The following is an 18,289-nucleotide window of genomic DNA, read 5'->3' on the forward strand; positions in this document are numbered from 1 at the left end:
GATCGACTGCATGCCTGAACGTCGGCAATCACTGGTAATGGCCTGGCAATTGCCCAAAAACCGGGCCACCCCTACACTGCGCGACCTTTTTCGAGTGGGTCGCAACCATGCTCTTCGTACTGCGCATGCTGATGATGGGCGTGCATTTCATCGGCGCAGGCATTCTTGGGCTGTTGCTGGGCCTGTGTCGCCCATTCCACCCTGACAACAGCCGCCTGTGCGCGCGCTTGTATTCATTGCCGGCGCTGCGCCTGCTGCGCATCAAGGTCCAGACCGATACGCGCAATCTGGCCGAACATGACCGCCCCTGCGTGATCATCGCCAACCACCAGTCCAACTACGACCTTTATGTCATCGGCTGCGTGGTGCCCCGACGCACGGTAAGCATCGGCAAGAAGAGCCTCAAATGGGTGCCCCTGTTCGGCCAGCTGTACTGGCTGGCCGGCAATGTACTGATCGACCGCGGCAACGCACGCAAGGCCAAGCGCTCGATGCTGGCGACCACCCATACGCTGCAACATGAGAACACTTCCATCTGGGTCTTCCCGGAAGGTACCCGCAATGGTGGTGGCGAGATGTTGCCGTTCAAGAAAGGCGCCTTCCAGATGGCCGTTGCCGCCGGTGTTCCGATCATCCCGGTGTGTGCCAGCAGCTACGTACGCAGTCTGCGCCTCAATGCCTGGAACAGCGGCCGGGTGATGATCCGCTCACTGCCGGAGATCCCCACCGCCGGCCTGAGCATGGATGACCTGCCGCAACTGATCGAAACGTGCCGCTCGCGCATGCAGACCTGCATCGATGCGATGGATGCCGAATTGGCGAGCACGTCGAAGCCGGCGTAAAGGGGCTGAGCGACGCGAGATAAGCAGGTAAGCTGCCGCGAACAGGTAACGCACGGGGCACACCATGGGCGAAGTCGTCGCAGCAGCCGTTTACAGCAAGGGCCACAAGGTCAGCGATATCAATCTCGACGAGGGGCGCGACTGGGCCAACAAACCCGAGCACTTCGTGTGGATAGGCCTGCACGATCCCGGTAGCGAAGAGCTCGGCAACCTGCAGCGGCAGTTCAACCTACATGAGCTGGCCCTGGAGGACGCGCTGCAACGGCACACTCGGCCCAAGCTCGAAACCTTCGGTGATGCGCTGTTTCTGGTGCTCTATTCACCGGTGCAGGTCGGCGATGAACTGACCTTCGTGGAAACCCAGTTGTTCGCCGGCAAGGGCTACGTGATCAGCGCTCGCTATGGCGAGTCCGCGCCCTACTCCCGGGTGCGCCAGCGCTGCGAGGCACGGCCGCTGCTGCTCGAGCACGGCGAAGACTTCGTACTCTACGCCCTGCTCAGCTTCATCATCGAAAATTACCGACCGCTGATGGACATCTACTACGCCGAACTGGAGCAGCTCGAGCAGGCCGTGCTGGAATGCGCCATGAGCCACGCCGAGGTGGTGCGCATTCAGCATCTGCGCCGCAACCTGCTGCGCCTGCGCCGCAACATCGGTCCGCTGGCGGAGATATGCCAGGAACTGCAGCGCCTGGACTTCCCGTTCATCGACAAGAACATGCGCCCGTACTTTCGTGACGTCGCCATCCACGTCAATCGCCTGCTCGAAGACCTCACCAACCTGCGCGAGATGGCCGACCACGCCATCGAGATCGGCCTGCTGCTGGAGTCATCCCGACAGAGCGTGGTACAGCGCAAGTTTGCCGCCTGGGCAGCCATACTGGCCTTTCCCACGGCCGTGGCCGGCATCTACGGCATGAACTTCCACAACATGCCCGAGCTTACCTGGCAGTACGGCTATTTCGCGGTCCTGGGCGTGATCGGCGCAGGCTGCGTCGGCCTGTACGCCAGCTTCCGCCATTACGGCTGGCTGTAGATGGCCCCTGCAGCCAACCCCGCAGGAGCCGACATGCCGGAGAATGGAGGCCACGGTTTGACGTTGCGGCATAACCGCCATCCATCGCCCGCAAGCGGGCTCCTACGGAATTGCTGGCTGCGTCGCTTTGTAGGAGCCGGCTTGCCGGCGATTTTCGGGCCTGACGCGTTGCTGAGTCATAACCGCCAGCGCATCGCCCGCAAGCGGGCTCCTACAGAATGGGTGGCAGCGCTGTCGCGTAGGAGCCGGCTTGCTGGCGATTTTCGGCCCTGACGGATTGTTGAGTCATGGCCGCCAGCGCATCGCCCGCAAGCGGGCTCCTACAGAATTGCTGGCATCGCTGTCGCGTAGGAGCCGGCTTGCCGGCGATTCCCGGGCCTGACACGTTGTTGCAGCATGACCGCCATCGCATCGCCCGCAAGCGGGCTCCTACAGAATTGCTGGCATCGCTGTCGCGTAGGAGCCGGCTTGCCGGCGATTCCCGGGCCTGACACGTTGTTGCAGCATGACCGCCATCGCATCGCCCGCAAGCGGGCTCCTACAGAATGGGTGGCATCGCTGTCGCGTAGGAGCCGGCTTGCCGGCGATTCCCGGGCCTGAGACGTTGTTGCAGCATGACCGCCATCGCATCGCCCGCAAGCGGGCTCCTACGGAATTGCTGGCTGCGTTGCTTTGTAGGAGCCGGCTTGCCGGCGATTCCCGGGCCTGACGCGTTGCTGCTGCATGGCCGCCAGCGCATCGCCCGCAAGCGGGCTCCTACAGAATGGGTGGCAGCGCTGCTGCGTAGGATCCGGCTTGCCGGCGATTTTCGGGCCTGACGCGTTGCTGCGGCATGGCCGCCAGCGCATCGCCCGCAAGCGGGCTCCTACGGAATGGGTGACATAGCTGTCGCGTAGGAGCCGGCTTGCCGGCGATTCCCGTGCCTGACGCGTTGCTGAGTCATGGCCGCCAACGCATCGCCCGCAAGCGGGCTCCTACAGAATGGGTGGCAGCGCTGTTGCGTAGGAGCCGGCTTGCCGGCGATTCCCGGGCCTGACGCGTTGCTGAGTCATGGCCGCCAGCGCATCGCCCGCAAGCGGGCTCCTACAGAATGGGTGGCATCGCTGTCGCGTAGGAGCCGGCTTGCCGGCGATTCCCGGGCCTGACACGTTGCTGAGTCATGGCCGCCATCGCATCGCCCGCAAGCGCGCTCCTACAGAATGGGTGGCAGCGCTGCTGCGTAGGAGCCGGCTTGCCGGCGATTCCCGGGCCTGACGCGTTGCTGCGGCATGGCCGCCAGCGCATCGCCCGCAAGCGGGCTCCTACGGAATGGGTGACATAGCTGTCGCGTAGGAGCCGGCTTGCCGGCGATTCCCGTGCCTGACACGTTGCTGAGTCATGGCCGCCATCGCATCGCCCGCAAGCGCGCTCCTACAGAATGGGTGGCAGCGCTGCTGCGTAGGAGCCGGCTTGCCGGCGATTCCCGGGCCTGACGCGTTGCTGCGGCATGGCCGCCAGCGCATCGCCCGCAAGCGGGCTCCTACGGAATGGGTGACATAGCTGTCGCGTAGGAGCCGGCTTGCCGGCGATTCCCGTGCCTGACGCGTTGCTGCGGCATGGCCGCCAGCGCATCGCCCGCAAGCGGGCTCCTACAGAATGGGTGGCAGCGCTGCTGCGTAGGAGCCGGCTTGCCGGCGATTTTCGGGCCTGACGCCAAGCAAGGGGCCCGACGACATGCTCACTGCCGCATGCCGCGCCCACTGACCAGCAAACGGACGCACAGCACGTAGAGCACTGCCGTGGCGACCAGCATGAAGCCGATTGCCGTGCCTATACGGATGTCCGATACGCCGAGAATGCCGTAGCGGAAGGCGTTGACCATGTGCAGCACCGGGTTGGCCATCGACACGGTCTGCCAGAACGGCGGCAGCAGGCTGATCGAGTAGAACACGCCGCCCAGGTAGGTCAGTGGCGTCAGCACGAAGGTCGGGATGATCGAGATGTCGTCGAAGTTGCGCGCGAACACCGCGTTGACGAAGCCACCCAAGGAGAAGATGGTCGCCGTCAGCAACACCACCAGCACCGTCAGCCCAAGGTGATGCACCTGCAGATGGGTGAAGAACAGCGACAGTATCGTCACGATCACGCCCACGGCCAGGCCGCGCAGCACGCCGCCGGTGACGTAGCCGATCAGGATGGTGTGCGGCGATACCGGGGAGACCATCAACTCCTCCACCGAGCGCTGGAACTTGCTACCGAAGAAACTCGACACCACGTTGCCATAGGCGTTGGTGATCACCGACATCATGATCAGCCCCGGCACGATGTACTCCATGTAGGTGAAGCCACCCATGTCGCCGATCTGCCGACCGATCAGGTTCCCGAAGATCACGAAGTACAGGACCATGGTGATCGCTGGCGGCAGCAGGGTCTGCGGCCAGATACGCATGAAGCGGCGAACTTCGCGGTAGACGATGGTACGCAACGCCACCATGTTGGCGCTGAATTCGGACTGCTCGCGATTCATACGGCCACCTTCGACAGGTTCTTCTCGACCAGTGACACGAACAGCTCCTCCAGACGGTTGCTCTTGTTACGCAGGCTCAGCACCTCGATGTTGTGTGCCGACAATTGGCGGAACAGCTCGGTGACGCCCTGGCTCTTGTCCACTTGCACTTCGAGCGTGTGACGATCGACCAGCTTGGCCGGATAGCCGACAAGCTGGGGCACGGCAGTCAGGTCGTGCTTCAGGTCCAGCAGGAAGGTCTCGACATGCAGCTTGCCCAGCAGCGCTTTCATGCTGGTGTTCTCGACGATCCGCCCGTGGTCGATGATGCCGATGTTGCGGCACAACTGCTCGGCCTCTTCCAGGTAGTGAGTCGTGAGGATGATGGTGATGCCCTGTTCGTTGAGATCGGTGAGGAAGCTCCACATCGAGCGGCGCAGTTCGATATCGACACCGGCGGTCGGCTCGTCGAGGATCAGCAGCCGCGGCTGATGTACCAGCGCGCGGGCGATCATCAGCCGGCGCTTCATGCCACCGGACAACTCCCGCGAGGCCACGTCACGCTTGTCCCACAGCCCCAGCTGGTTGAGGTATTGCTCGGCACGTTCCTTGGCAAGGCGCGCCGGAATGCCGTAGTAGCCGGCCTGGGTCACGACGATGTCGAAGACCTTCTCGAACTGGTTGAAGTTGAATTCTTGAGGCACCACGCCGATGCAGCGCTTGAGCGCGGCAGGCTGGGCGTCCAGGTCATGGCCGAACACGTTGACCGTGCCGCTGGACTTGTTCACCAGCGTCGAGAGGATACCGATGGTGGTGGATTTGCCAGCGCCATTAGGGCCAAGCAAGGCGAAGAAATCCCCTTCGGCCACATCGAGATCGAGGCCGTGCAAGGCCTGGAAGCCGTTGCCATAGGTTTTGGTCAGCTGTCGGATCGACAGAGCAGTACTCATAAAGGATACGCACGCATGAAAAGTGACAGGGTTTAGATGGGGGTGAAGCACCTGCATTGCAACGACATTGTGCAATCAGGTCAGGGCGGTCATCACCGCACTCTGGTAGGCGGGTCGCTCGCGCAGCCGCGCATACCAGGCTTGCAGATTGGGCTGTGGCGGTCGCTCGATGGGCATCTCGAACCAGGCATAGATGAAGCTGCCGAGCGGGATGTCGCCCATGCCGAAGGCCTCGCCGGACAAGTAGTCATGCTCGCCCAGTGCCCGCTCGGGCAACGCCAGAAGCGCGATGCAGCGTTGCCGGGCAGCGTCGATCGCCGCCACGTCGCGCTGCTCCACAGGGGTACGCAGGGTGCCCCAGAACAAATCGCGGAATTCACCGGCAAAGGTGGACGTGGTCCAGTCCATCCACTTGTCGCCCTGCGCCCGGCTGGCTGGATCTTCACGATAGAGGCTGCCCGGCGCATACGCCGCGGCCAGGTAACGCACGATGCTGTTGGACTCCCAGAGCACCAGGTCACCATCCTCGAGCACAGGCACCCGCCCATTCGGGTTGCGCGCCAGAAACTCCGCTTGATCGACCACGCCGAACGCCCCACCGGCATCCAGCCGCTGATAGCCGACACCGGCCTCTTCAGCACACCACAGCACCTTGCGCACGTTGCTGGAGTTCTTGCGGCCCCATATTTTCAGCATGCCAATCGTCCTTATCAGAATCCCGCCAGCCGAGACGCTGACAACCCTACCACTCTGCCCGCAAGAAGAAAGCCAGACATACTGATGTTGGCTATCGACCCCGTTCATGTAGCCCGAGTACGGGCCATTCATGAGCTGACCAACAGGTCATCCGCAGACGCAATTTGTTAGCCGAACTACGCGGCCTCGGTAGGGGTCACTATCGTGAACGCGGCAGGTCGTGACCACCCGGAAGTGATCTGTAACGCCCCTGTCGGCAGCCTTTGCGCTTGCCGACTACGATTATGGCGTCGGTAGTCGTTCTGCCATCGCCATCATGGAGGATTCTGCATGCTCGCTGTCTGGTTGCTCGTTCTGGTCATCGGTACGGCCTATCTGGCCCACCGCCGCACGGCGCCCCTACCCGCCCTGGCAATAGTTGCCGCCTACCTGCTCGTGATGGGCGCCTACAGCCATGCGCCTGGCTGGCTGCTGGTGATCTTCTGGCTGCTCTGGCTGGCTGTCGCCATCCCCCTGGCGCTACCGGAGCTGCGCCGCAAGCATTTCACCGCGCCGCTGTTCGCCTGGTTCCAGAAGGTGCTGCCGCCGATGTCGGCCACCGAAAAGGACGCCATCGAAGCAGGCACCGTATGGTGGGACGGCGAGCTGTTCAGCGGCCGCCCCGACTGGGACAAGCTGCTGGCCTACCCGAAAGCCAGGCTGACCGCAGAGGAGCAGGCCTTCATCGACGGCCCGACCGAAGAATTGTGCGCGATGGTCAGCGAATGGGAAATCGGCCAGCGCATGGATCTGCCGCCAGAAGCCTGGGCGCACATCAAGCAACATGGCTTCTTCGCCCTGATCATTCCCAAGGAATACGGCGGCAAGGGTTTTTCCGCCTACGCCCACTCCCAGGTGGCGATGAAGCTGGCCACCCGTAGCGGTGACCTCGCCTCCACGGTGATGGTACCCAACTCCCTCGGCCCGGCCGAACTGCTGCTGCATTACGGCACCGAAGAGCAGCGCAACCATTACCTGCCGCGCCTGGCGCGTGGCGACGATATCCCCTGCTTCGCCCTGACCGGCCCACTGGCTGGCTCCGACGCCGGCGCCATGCCCGATAGCGGTGTGATCTGCAAAGGCCAGTGGAACGGCGAGGAAGTCGTCGGCCTGCGCTTGAACTGGGAAAAGCGCTACATCACCCTCGGCCCGGTTGCGACACTGCTTGGCGTGGCCTTCAAGGCCTATGACCCGGATCATCTGCTCGGCGACAAGGAGGAACTGGGCATCAGCCTGGCACTGATTCCCACCGATACCCCTGGCGTGGAAATCGGCCGCCGCCACCTGCCATTGGGCGCTGCCTTCATGAACGGCCCCAATTGCGGCAAGGATGTATTCGTGCCGTTGGAATACCTCATCGGCGGGCCGGACTACCTCGGCAAGGGCTGGATGATGCTGATGAACTGCCTGTCGGTAGGTCGCTCCATCTCCCTGCCCGCCGTCGGTACCGGCGCCGCCAAGTACACCAGCCTGGTCACCGGCCAGTACAGCCAGGTACGCGAGCAGTTCAACGTGCCGCTCTCGGCCTTCGAAGGCATTCAGGAGGCCCTGGCACGCATCGGCGGCAACGCCTGGCTGATGGACAGCGCACGCATCCTCACCGCCAATGCGGTGGACCTGGGTGAGAAGCCTTCGGTGCTCTCAGCGATCCTCAAGTACCACCTGACCGAGCGTGGCCGCGAGTGCATCACCCACGCCATGGACGTGCACGGCGGCAAGGGCATCATCATGGGCCCGAGCAACTACCTGGGCCGCTCCTGGCAAGGGGCGCCGATCTTCATCACGGTCGAGGGCGCCAACATCCTCTCGCGCAACCTGATGATCTTCGGCCAGGGGGCGATCCGCTGCCATCCTTACGTACTCAAGGAAATGGCCCTGGCCAATCGCGAAGACCGCGACCAGGCGCTGGTGGAGTTCGACGAGTTGCTGATGCAACACATCGGCTTCGCCGTCAGCAATGCCGCCAGCACGCTGATTCTCAGCCTCAGCCTGGGCATGCTCGGCAAGGTGCCGGGCGACCGCATCAGCCGCCCTTACTTCCGCGCCCTGAACCGCCTGAGCGCCGCCTTCGCCATGCTCGCCGACCTCAGCATGATGCTGCTGGGCGGCGAGTTGAAGCGTCGCGAGCGCCTGTCGGCACGCCTGGGTGACGTACTCAGCCATCTGTATCTGGCCTCCGCGGCACTGAAGCGTTATCACGATCAGGACTACCCGGAGCATGTCCGCCCGCTGCTGCACTGGGCGCTCGAGGAGAGCCTGGGCAAGGCCGAGGACGCCATCGACGCCCTGCTCAGCAACTTCCCCAATCGCTTGCTGGGAAGCGCCCTGCGCTTGCTGGTCTTTCCCTTCGGCCGTCGTCACCAGGGCCCAGACGATCACCTCGACGCTCAGGTCGCAGCGATCATCGGCCGCAATGCTGGCGATCCGGCACTCGAAGAGCTGCTCGAAGGCTGCTTCCGCCCAAGCGCCACGGACGATCCGGTTGGCGCCCTGCAACACGCCTTCAATCTGCTGCAGGAAACCCAACCGCTGCAGAAGAAGCTGCACAAGGCCGTCAAGGCCGGGCAGGTTCGGGAAACGCCGGGGCAGAACGAGATCGAAACGGCAGTCGCTGCCGGCGTACTCACCGCCGAGGAAGGCCAGCAGTTGCAACGGGCCGAGGTCGCCCGTCGTGTGGTGATCGATGTCGATGACTTCAGCAAGGAAGAGCTGCTGCCGAGCGAGGGTAAAGTCAGGTAGGCATACTGCAGGCACGACAGCGGGCACCGTGGACTTTATACTCCGGCGCCCGTTTTACTTTCAGGATCACCGGACATGGCCAACACCCATCTCGATCACCACATCGCCCTGCTCAACCACCTGCGCACCATTCTGGTCGCCCTGGGCGAAGCCGAGCAGATTCTCGATGACAGCCATGCCAACTTCCTCGAGCGCTATGACGAACTGCTGGCCGAGTTGCCCGTGGATTTCGAACGCAGCCAGTACCTGGGTCAGGACCTGATCAGCCAGATCTTCCAGCGCTACCCGCAGATCGCCCACCTGGTGCCCCGTGACCTGCTGTGGTTCTTCGGCGGCGACTGCCTGCACTTCATGCCCGACGAAGAGATCGAACTGTATCAGCAACTCGACGAGCGTCGTTTCTACGCCGAAGAAAACGACGAACCGTTCGACTGGAATCAGGAAAAGCAGCTGCTGGCGATGCCGGCGCCAACCAGCCGCCACTGACAAAAAAATCGCCAGCACTCAACCCATGCTGGCGGCCTCAGAAAGCCAATCCGGATCGCATGATGGGCATCGCCCGGCCATAAACTCGCATTGAACTCGAGTCAGATATGAAACTGTGGGTCTGGAGCCAATGAAGACATGAACAATACTGCCGAACGAATTCTCGACATTGCGGAGCGCCTGATCCGTTCACGAGGCTATCAAGGGTTCGCGTTCAGAGAAATTGCCGAGATCATCGGCATCAAGAGCGCCAGTATTCATTATCACTTCCCCGCAAAGAAAGACCTGGTGGAAGCGGTCATGAAGCGCTATCTGGCCCGCTTCGAGCTGGCTCTTAACAACCTTGACAGCCAGCCCGGTACGCCGCTGCAACGTGCGGAGCGCTACATGAACATGTACCGCGAAGAAATTACCAGCCATCGAACCATGACACTGTGCATGATGTTGGGCGCGGATATCGAGATACTCCCTGACAGCGTTGTCAGTTCCCTGAAGAACTTTTATAGGCTGAACCTGGATTGGATCGGAAAAATCATCCTCAACATGGCCTCATCACTCAGCCGTGACGAACAAGGGAAGATAGCTGCACAGATACTTGCATCGCTCAATGGCGCGATGATTGGCGCACGCGCCCTGGACGATATGGCATATTTCGACCACGTCGCCGAAGGCGTCAGTGTACGTCTTCGCGCATTGGTGCATTGATTAGACTGCTGCGCAAAATGGGGCGCAACGTCCATGATGCGGCGCTGAGGCTGGCTTGCTCTGCACGTTTCGAAGCATCCGTCGACTCTCTGCTGGCGGATGCATCATCGAAATCGATGACACGCTGCACTAACTGCGGCAGTTGCTGGCGGTAGTCCATAGACCCTAGTTGCTCGGCCAGGACTCGCACGCTGTGCTGGCATTCGCCATTGAGCAATGACTGCACCCGGCTATCGAAACGGCCGGAGGCGATTTCGCCGGGACGCAACAGATATCCACCTCCCAGGCGCTGCAGGTTGCTCATGGCCAACAACTGGTCCATGTTCACCGCAACTCCCAATACAGGCGTGCCCGCGGCCAGAGCCTGATAAGACGAAGGACTGCCGCCATTGGTAATGACCAAGCTGGCGCGTCTGGCGATCACTTCACCAGCGACCAAAGGCGCAGACCTGACTTTATGATCCCAGCTAGCCGGTCGATCCTGTTTGGCAACACCGCTGACGACTAATTCGAGCCCCAAGCGCATCAAGCGCTCGACCACCGCCCCAAGCACTCCCGCCCCCGCCGATGACCCGAGTGCCACATACACAAAGGGGTCGGCCAGCCCATCAAGCAATTGATCCGAAGGAGGCACCGCGGTCGGCTGCCACGGCACGTGACCGATGAAATGATGGTTGGCAGGTAGCGCTGGCAAATCGAAATGCGCAGGCACGTCGTAGTAGGCCGTATGGTCGCCGAAAGTCCAACCATGCAAGCAATGTGAAAACGGCGGGAGGCCGAAGTGCTCACGGGCTTGATTCAAGGCCCTGCCTTGAACATGGAATATGATTCTGCTCATCAGTGGCATTACGTGTTTCATACCGGGAATGCGATGTAGCGCAACCTGTCGCAACTGTGGAACGGGCAGCACCATTTGATGCTGCCAAGGGCTCCAATAGGCATTGATCAGGTTGATATACAGGGCGCGAGCCAGACGCGTGCTTATCGATAACGAGTGCCTGAAGTCGCCCATGACCAGGTCGGGCGACAGCCGCCTGATCAACTCGACCTCTTCACCCACATAGTCGATAAGCTCTTGGGCCGAGTAAAGGCAGCGGCCGGTTTCTACACGTTCTAGAAAGCGCCCATGCGCTACCGACTCAATCCAGTGATGCTCGATATCCGGCTGGTCGAATACGAACTGGAATCGATCGGCACTGGCAAAGTGCACCCGGTAGCCAGATTGCACGAGTACCTTGGCCAACTGGTAGGGGCGAACCAAATGCGCGAGCGTGACGGCCTCAGCGAAAATGAGTATTTTTTTTGCTGGCATATCAATTCCTCGAAGCCTGCGAGAGTTGAAGCGCTGGTTACGCGGACCTCGCCGGTTCGACGATCAATAGATTTGGATGCGCCACAGTTCACGCGACCGCGAACGCTCGGTCATCGGCAGACGGCCATGGAGCATTAGCCAATTATCGATAAGTACCAGATCATCCTGCGCCCACTGGTGCTCGATAATGCAATCGGGGTCATAAGCCAGGCTGTTCACTTCGCCGAGGATGCTGCGTTGCTCTGCCGTCGACATATCATCAATGTTTAAGTCGAAGGTTTGCAGTGCCGAATCGCTGCCCTCCTGATATCTAAAGATCAGCCGGCCATCGAAGGGGTGCGTATCGACCAGTGGGTAGCTGCGCGGATTGCCTCCAAAGTAAGTCATTTTCGTAAAGTAGGTGACGCGGGTTCTAGCCCACTCGCGCACCTTTGCCAGCCCGGCCTTAGCCAATACATTACGGCCGTCGACGATCGTAGTTTGGCCCTCCCCCACACATGGTGGTGTCTTGCAATAGAGCATGAACTTGCTGGCGCTGAATTTTTCATTTCCAACTACGTCCTCATGGGTCAAGGGCAACATGCTCAAATCCCAATGCAAAGGCGTTTTCTCCAGCGAATGCACGAACCCTTCCGGCTCATCTTCGGGCTTGACCACATGCACGGCGCCAAATTTCCACTGGTAGATTTTTCCGAATCCTTCACAGCGGCGAGTGAAGGCTTCTTGATCGGTAAACGCGTAGCCACTCAGGCACACAAAACCGAAAGTTTCGGTCAGCGAGGCGAGAAGAACGCTAGACAACGTATCGAAGCCTTTTCCAAGCGGGTCTCGTACCGCCAACCCGAACAGCGGCAGCTTCTGGAGTTCGTACTCGAATTCCAGAGCCCGGGGATCATCCACCTGGTGATACAGCCAGGGCCGACCTTGATAAGTCACCAACACATGTTTTTGCGCATCGACCTGATTGCGGCATCGCAGTGCCTGGGGGCCATCCAGACCGCACACCGGGACCATATGCCAAGGACTGACAGGTCGTTGCAGGCCAGTCTGCAGAGAAACGGTATATTTAGGGCCCGCGTTATCGTATTGGTGGACTGAAAGACGAATGTCATCAGGGAACGCGCGCTTGAGGACAGCATTCAGTGCGTGCCCGCGCTGCATCATTTGCCAGGCCTTAGTGGAAATATCCTCCAGATACTGGTCTTCTGACTGATCGGCCTGTTTGCCCAGCCGCAGATCGTTGTACAGGTAGCTGCATAGCTTATCGTGACTTGCCGCCAGCTCATGATCCTGCTTGCCCAGAGCCATCAGCCTGTCGATAGATGCATAGGGTAATTGGGCGTGGCGCAGCAGCTCACGCCGCTGCTGCGCCGGTGAATCAGTCGCTGGCAAACAGTCGGCCAGACTCGCCCAAACGATGGTATGGGTGTGACACAAGTCGCGTAGGGCGTCGTTGTACTTCTCGCGGCATTCGTCATCGACACCGACGATATCGTTGAAGGTTGTGCCGTCACTGACGATGGTCACTATGCAGCCTGGCGCATGATGATCCGCCAGGGCGCTGCCTAACTGGTCTAGCCGCTGGATGGCCATGACCTCGCCATAGTCGGGCAATACTCCCAGGCTCTTGTCACGGCTATTGGGCGACTTGCAGGGAAATCCGGGGAACAATAGACGCAGTGGCCGCTGCTGGTCGAAGCACACTGCAAGCTGCTTGGCCAGTGCGTTGCGCCCCCGCTCTTCAAAGCGGTCACCGGTAGCACGCAACAAGAACGGCTCGATGATCTCGATGGCCGCTCCAATCCAGTTCTTGCGATTTTCATTCATCAGGCTTGCTCCTGCAGTGCCATGAGTTTTCGAGCCAATGCATCCCACACGGGAAACTCTTCGATATTCCATACGTCACCGATCAACGCCTGGCATTGCTGCGCGGACCACCCCAGTGCGCTCATGGCGTACACACCGTAGAACACACTGACCCGATAGTTGGCGGCGCAGTGAATGAGCATCCGCTCACTCCTCAGCTCATCCAGCGTGGCGGCGAAAAGCTCAAAGTCGGCGATCGTGGGGTTTTGGAAGCTGACCGGCTGATGCACATAACGCATCCCTAAGCTCTGCACCAGTTCCTGCTCGTTAGGCAACGAGTACCGAGGATCAATAGGCGCTATGTTCATCACCAGGGCAAAGCCGAGCTCATGAAGTGCCACAAGCTCCGTCTTGCTGGGCTGCCCGGCAGTCCAGACCGACTCACTGATGATCCGCAGACTCTTGATGTCATGGACCATGTTGCTCATCCTTGTGCGGTGCAGAGGGGCGTGGTGCCACGGCCGACACTTGTCACACACAACAAGGCCAGGGTGGCGCTGCCCACGACTACTCCAGCCAGGGTGAGGGGGCCAAGGCGTGACAGCAGCAAGGCAGACACCAGCGTGACAGCGAAGGCCAATAGCGAGCTGATCACGTTCATGGCACTAGAGCAGGTGCCTGCACGATGATCCGCGGCGCGCATAACCACGGAGGTTCCCGTAGGGATCGCAACACCGATGGACATCGTTACCAGCATGAACGGCACGATGACCTGCAACGCCGAACTCAGCGATGTCACCCAGAGGCTGATCGTCAGGACAAGGCTGCCCAGCATCGCGCCCAGCACGCCCAGACGAGTGACATGCAGTTCGCTGTATTTACGGCATAGAACCTTGGCGAGCGCCCCGCCACCGCCGAATGCCCCTGCGATGGGAATGAAGGTCAGACCGATTTGCACAGGGCTGTACCCTAAGCCTGCGAACAGGAAAGGACAAAGCGTCAGATACGCCATGTACATCCCGATGCAAAGCCCGAGCGCCAGAAAAATACCAGTCATCCGCCACTGCCCCAGCACCACCGCGTAGCCTTGCAACAGTGACTCGCGACGCTGGCTGTCTGGCATAGCGACAAGGGACTCGCGAAACCCTAGCACCGTCCAGGCAATCAACAGCGCATTGATAGCCAGCAGGAAAATGAAGATTGAGCGCCATCCCCATTGCTCAGTAAGCAGGCCGCCAAGCAGTGGCCCCAATGCGGGGGAAATCCCCAGAAACGGCATGACGATCGCGAAAACCCGCTGCACCTGGGCTGGCGGGTAGATATCGACAACCATTGGCTGCCACAACACATAAGCAGCACAAACACCCGCCGCCTGAATAAAGCGACCTGTCAGGAACCACTCGACAGAAGCGGCCATCAAGCAAGTGAAGCTACCGACCGCGAACACGACCAAGCCCACCAGCAAGACTGGCTTGCGACCAAAACGGTCGGACATCGCGCCATAGATTGGCAATGTCAGCACTGAGCCAATAAAGAACAGACTCAATGACCAACCGACCCAAGTGGAGTCAGTGGCGAAATCTCGCTCGAGAACAGGAAACGCCGACACATATATATCGGAGGCCAACAGATTGACCATGGCCAGCAGAATGGCGAAGAAGATGAATCCTCGCTGCTTTCTCTCATTCATAACCAGATCTCTTCCTGAGGTTTTCCAGCACAAGGCGCCCGTTAAAGCGCAGGCAGTCAGTCGAACAGAAAACTTGCCAACTGGCCGGGCTCTTCGAAGACAGCATGGGGGCTCAACGCCATCAGCGACTGCCTACTCCCGTAACCCCACAACGCGGCGCCGGCGCGCATGCCTGCAGCTCGCGCTGTGAGTACGTCACTCTGGGTATCTCCCAGCAACAGGCAGCACTCTGGACTTGCCCCAATCTCCGCTGCAGCAAAAAACGCCCCCTGGGGGTTTGGCTTGAGGGGCCTTGAAGCGCTGGCGCCAACTGTCGTGACGAATGGAATAGTTGGCAGCAGCGCATCCAATAATCGAGACGCCATAGCCTGGCTCTTGTTGGTGACCACGGCCATGGGTAGAGCCCTGTCACGGCAATGTTCGAGCAGGGCAAGCACACCATCGAAAGGCCGGGAGCGATTTAAAAGACACTGCTCATACAAACGGAGGTATTGCTCGTGCCACTGTTCATCCCAAGGCAATTGCGCATTGGCGCAGACGGCCTGCAACATCGCTCGTGTCCCCCCACCGACCAACCGCCTCAGTTGCGTATCGTCCAATAGCTCCAGGCCACGATCGTTCAATAGGCGGCCCAGTGCCTGGCTAATGTCGGGAAGCGTGTCGATCAGGGTTCCATCGAGGTCCAGCAACAAGGCTTGGAAACCATCTGCTTTGACAGGCCGGGTCATCAGCACTGACTCACGTAATGACACGGGCGACCGTTATGGAAGACCAGGTGATTGCTGCTTTCATCGATATTGCTGCGCTTGTCCAGAGATATCTCGCCGTGACGTTTTACGGCCACCGAATGCCACGGCGTGCGCCAGATATCGCTGCTTGCAACCAGCTGTATGCCGATTTTCGATGAGACCTCGAATTGCGGATGAATGGAGAGGCGTACAAATCCTGGGTAACGCACCTCGAGCAACTCACTCCACGCCTCACTGCGCTGAATCACACGAAGGGCGGCAAGCTTCGCCGCTTTCTGGATCTGGGTATTGGAAACACCCCTGAAATCAACGAGCCCGGAATAGTCCTCAGCCAGAAACCGGGTAATGCCCCGATACATGGCCATGGCGCGAGGTTCATTAAGGGAGCGCTCCTTGAGTTGAATCAGCGAGGTGCCGTGCTCAATCATCAACTCTTCACGCATGGACTCCAAACAGCTCAATCGCGGATAGGCGTCCTTGAGATCGAACATGGCAAAAAGACCTGGATGGGTCTGCTCTGCATAGCGCTGCAAATCCTGGGTGTAGTCCTGTACATGGTGATCCGGAATCTTCACCAGATCGGAGAACACGTAGCCGTCCGAACAGATATGAATTCTGGCACCGGGCGCATGCAGAGCGCGGATCTCCGCGCACAGGCGTCCCAACTCATCGATCGCATGACGTTCGGCAAGATCGGGCAAATGACCAAGGGTCTTTCTTCTGTTGGGCGATTTCCCCGGAAAGGCAGGCAGGATCATTTCAATCGTGCGGCCTGCCACTACCATCGCTGCAATCACGGAAAGATGTGGCCGCAACACATGCGCAGGCGGTAACTCAGATTCATTCCGCCCCGTGACACTCGCCGATCGGCGACCAATGACACAGCGGCGTTTGAACAGGCAATGCAAGATCTTTAGTGCCGTGCCCTCACCATCCAAGGTTGAACGCGCCGGGTGCAGGCCCAAGACATTTGCATTGTAGCGAAGCGTTGGTTCGGTCATGTTCATTCCCTTGTATGACACCTTAGACGCCATCAAGCATCTACCTATCTGAAGATAGATTCCTAAAATAGTGTTTAAAGATCAATAGGCCTATCGGCAAAAAATCGGGTTATGCAGTGAAAAATTAGGAATAAGCACAGAACCACAGGATTACTTGCCTTACCGTGAGTCAGGCGATAAGGTCTTGAAACCTACCTGGTGATAGTCAAAAAGGAGATCACCATGCCGTCGTACTTCTCTACTCAGGTATTGGTAATAGGCGCTGGCCCAGGCGGTTATAGCGCAGCCTTCCGAGCTGCGGATCTGGGGCTGCAAGTCACGATGGTGGAGCGCCACACCAATTTGGGTGGCGTGTGCCTGAATGTGGGGTGCATTCCTTCCAAAGCATTACTGCACGCGGCCAATGTGCTCAACGAGACCACCAACGCACAACACCTGGGGCTGCACTTCAACGCACCACAAATCGATCTCGAGCAGTTACGCGGTTTTCGAGATCAATGCATTGGCACGCTTGGCCAAGGCATAAGCGCTCTCGCGAAAGCTCGGGATGTTAAGGTCATTCATGGCACGGCGCAGTTCACGGGAGCCAATCAGGTAGCCGTGAAAGATGGCGCGACGCATACGATCATAAGCTTCGAGCACTGCATCATCGCCGCGGGCTCACGCGCCACCTCGCTGCCCTTCCTACCGGACGATCCCCGCATCTGGGATTCTACCGAGGCACTGGCGCTACGCTCGATTCCCGGACGGCTGCTGATTGCCGGCGGGGGTATCATCGGCCTGGAGATGGCTACGGTCTACAGAGCTCTAGGCAGCCAAGTCACCATCGTGGAGGCCTCGGAGCAACTGATTCCGGCAGCTGATGGCGACATGGTTCAAGTCTATCAACGCTACAACGCCGAACGCTTCGAGATCAGGCTCAACACCAGCATAACCGCTGTTGCGCCAAACACGACAGCGCTCGAAATAGAGTTCACCAATACTGATGGAGCCTGCCAACCCGAGCGATTCGACGCGCTGCTCGTGGCGGTTGGGCGCAGACCGAACAGTGATCGTTTGAACACAGAGGCCGCCGGCGTAGTTCTCGATGAGCGCGGATTCATCAAGGTCGACAATCAACTGCGCACCAGCAAGCCACATATCCTTGCCATTGGAGATATCAATGGCAATCCTATGCTGGCACACAAAGCTTCCCACGAAGGCCATGTGGCTGCCGAGGTGGCTGCCGGCAAGCACTCAGCCTTCGCTCCGCTCACCATCCCCTCAATTGCCTACACCAACCCTGAGCTGGCCTGGACAGGATTGACCGAGAAGCAGGCGGCTGCCCAGGGAATACCGTTCAAGACCGCAGTATTTCCCTGGTCTGCCAGCGGTAGAGCGTTGACGGAAGGACGCACGGAAGGCAAGACGAAACTGCTGTACCACGCCCAAAAGGGAACCGTGCTGGGAGCTACAATAGTCGGCGCCAAAGCCGGAGAACTACTGGGCGAAATATGCCTGGCTATAGAAATGGGCGCCTACATCGAAGACCTGGCCCTGACCATTCACGCTCACCCTACGCTCCATGAAACGGTAGGGCTTGCCGCCGAACTGGCCAGCGGTACGGTTACCGATTTGCTCAACCCCACGATCAGGAAGGCGCGAACACCGTCCTGATCAACAAGGGTCAATCGTCTTTGGCCTGCTCAGGAGACCGGGCACCTGCTTCGAAGCATTGACCCGGAGCATCTGTCGGACCCTGCGGTGCTGATTC

The 18,289-nt window shown here is 59.9% G+C and carries 15 protein-coding genes; 6 read left to right on the plus strand and 9 right to left on the minus strand.

Features of this window, described 5'->3' with window-relative positions; all coding sequences use genetic code 11:
* Positions 1-107: 107 nt before the first annotated feature.
* Together QRN22_RS11560 and QRN22_RS11565 are read left to right on the plus strand one after the other, a co-directional pair.
* Positions 108-842, plus strand: coding sequence for a lysophospholipid acyltransferase family protein (locus tag QRN22_RS11560; protein ID WP_042556128.1), 735 nt, complete (start codon positions 108-110; stop codon positions 840-842).
* Between the two features lie 64 nt (positions 843-906).
* A complete protein-coding gene (locus QRN22_RS11565; protein ID WP_042556129.1) occupies positions 907-1,878 on the plus strand; it encodes a magnesium and cobalt transport protein CorA in 972 nt (323 codons plus the stop codon).
* 1,717 nt (positions 1,879-3,595) lie between these two features.
* On the opposite strand, the gene QRN22_RS11570 is transcribed toward QRN22_RS11565, so the two are convergent.
* The 3 genes from QRN22_RS11570 to QRN22_RS11580 all read right to left on the minus strand — a co-directional run bounded on the left by QRN22_RS11570 (position 3,596) and on the right by QRN22_RS11580 (position 6,009).
* Entirely contained in the window at positions 3,596-4,384 is a 789-nt protein-coding gene (locus QRN22_RS11570; RefSeq protein WP_042556632.1) for an ABC transporter permease, read from the minus strand.
* The gene (locus QRN22_RS11575) at positions 4,381-5,313 is read right to left on the minus strand and encodes an ABC transporter ATP-binding protein (protein WP_042556633.1); all 933 of its coding nucleotides are present in this window, start codon (positions 5,311-5,313) and stop codon (positions 4,381-4,383) included. Before QRN22_RS11575 ends, QRN22_RS11570 begins: the two co-directional genes overlap by 4 nt.
* A 75-nt stretch (positions 5,314-5,388) precedes the next feature.
* Positions 5,389-6,009, minus strand: a complete 621-nt coding sequence (locus tag QRN22_RS11580; protein ID WP_042556634.1) for a glutathione S-transferase family protein — start codon at positions 6,007-6,009, stop codon at positions 5,389-5,391.
* Between the two features lie 330 nt (positions 6,010-6,339).
* Between QRN22_RS11580 and QRN22_RS11585 the strand changes: the two genes are divergently transcribed.
* The 3 genes from QRN22_RS11585 (at position 6,340) to QRN22_RS11595 (ending at position 9,978) form a co-directional block, all read left to right on the plus strand.
* Entirely contained in the window at positions 6,340-8,787 is a 2,448-nt protein-coding gene (locus QRN22_RS11585; RefSeq protein WP_042556635.1) for an acyl-CoA dehydrogenase, read from the plus strand.
* Between the two features lie 75 nt (positions 8,788-8,862).
* Positions 8,863-9,273, plus strand: coding sequence for a PA2817 family protein (locus QRN22_RS11590; protein ID WP_042556636.1), 411 nt, complete (start codon positions 8,863-8,865; stop codon positions 9,271-9,273).
* Between the two features lie 138 nt (positions 9,274-9,411).
* Complete coding sequence (locus QRN22_RS11595) at positions 9,412-9,978, plus strand: TetR/AcrR family transcriptional regulator (protein WP_042556637.1); 567 nt, start codon at positions 9,412-9,414, stop codon at positions 9,976-9,978.
* Here QRN22_RS11595 and QRN22_RS11600 read toward each other — a convergent pair.
* The 6 genes from QRN22_RS11600 to QRN22_RS11625 form a co-directional block, all read right to left on the minus strand.
* Positions 9,947-11,290, minus strand: a complete 1,344-nt coding sequence (locus QRN22_RS11600) for a glycosyltransferase (protein ID WP_052493873.1) — start codon at positions 11,288-11,290, stop codon at positions 9,947-9,949. The genes QRN22_RS11595 and QRN22_RS11600 overlap by 32 nt on opposite strands.
* A 63-nt stretch (positions 11,291-11,353) precedes the next feature.
* Positions 11,354-13,117 (minus strand): isocyanide synthase family protein, encoded by a 1,764-nt coding sequence (locus QRN22_RS11605; RefSeq protein ID WP_042556638.1) that lies wholly within the window; start codon positions 13,115-13,117, stop codon positions 11,354-11,356.
* Positions 13,117-13,575 (minus strand): protein tyrosine phosphatase family protein, encoded by a 459-nt coding sequence (locus QRN22_RS11610; RefSeq protein ID WP_052493874.1) that lies wholly within the window; start codon positions 13,573-13,575, stop codon positions 13,117-13,119. Before QRN22_RS11610 ends, QRN22_RS11605 begins: the two co-directional genes overlap by 1 nt.
* A gap of 5 nt (positions 13,576-13,580) precedes the next feature.
* On the minus strand, positions 13,581-14,786 hold the full coding sequence (locus QRN22_RS11615; RefSeq protein WP_042556640.1) for a Bcr/CflA family efflux MFS transporter: 1,206 nt from the start codon (positions 14,784-14,786) through the stop codon (positions 13,581-13,583).
* 56 nt (positions 14,787-14,842) lie between these two features.
* The gene (locus QRN22_RS11620) at positions 14,843-15,514 is read right to left on the minus strand and encodes an HAD family hydrolase (protein ID WP_042556641.1); all 672 of its coding nucleotides are present in this window, start codon (positions 15,512-15,514) and stop codon (positions 14,843-14,845) included.
* On the minus strand, positions 15,514-16,536 hold the full coding sequence (locus QRN22_RS11625) for an isocyanide synthase family protein (protein ID WP_082045929.1): 1,023 nt from the start codon (positions 16,534-16,536) through the stop codon (positions 15,514-15,516). Before QRN22_RS11625 ends, QRN22_RS11620 begins: the two co-directional genes overlap by 1 nt.
* A gap of 222 nt (positions 16,537-16,758) precedes the next feature.
* On the opposite strand from QRN22_RS11625, the gene lpdA reads away from it, so the two are divergent.
* Entirely contained in the window at positions 16,759-18,192 is a 1,434-nt protein-coding gene (gene lpdA, locus QRN22_RS11630; protein ID WP_042556642.1) for a dihydrolipoyl dehydrogenase, read from the plus strand.
* The last annotated feature ends 97 nt before the right edge of the window (positions 18,193-18,289 follow it).

The sequence above is a fragment of the Pseudomonas sp. MEJ086 genome (genome assembly GCF_030209025.1).
Lineage (GTDB): Bacteria > Pseudomonadota > Gammaproteobacteria > Pseudomonadales > Pseudomonadaceae > Aquipseudomonas > Aquipseudomonas fulva_A.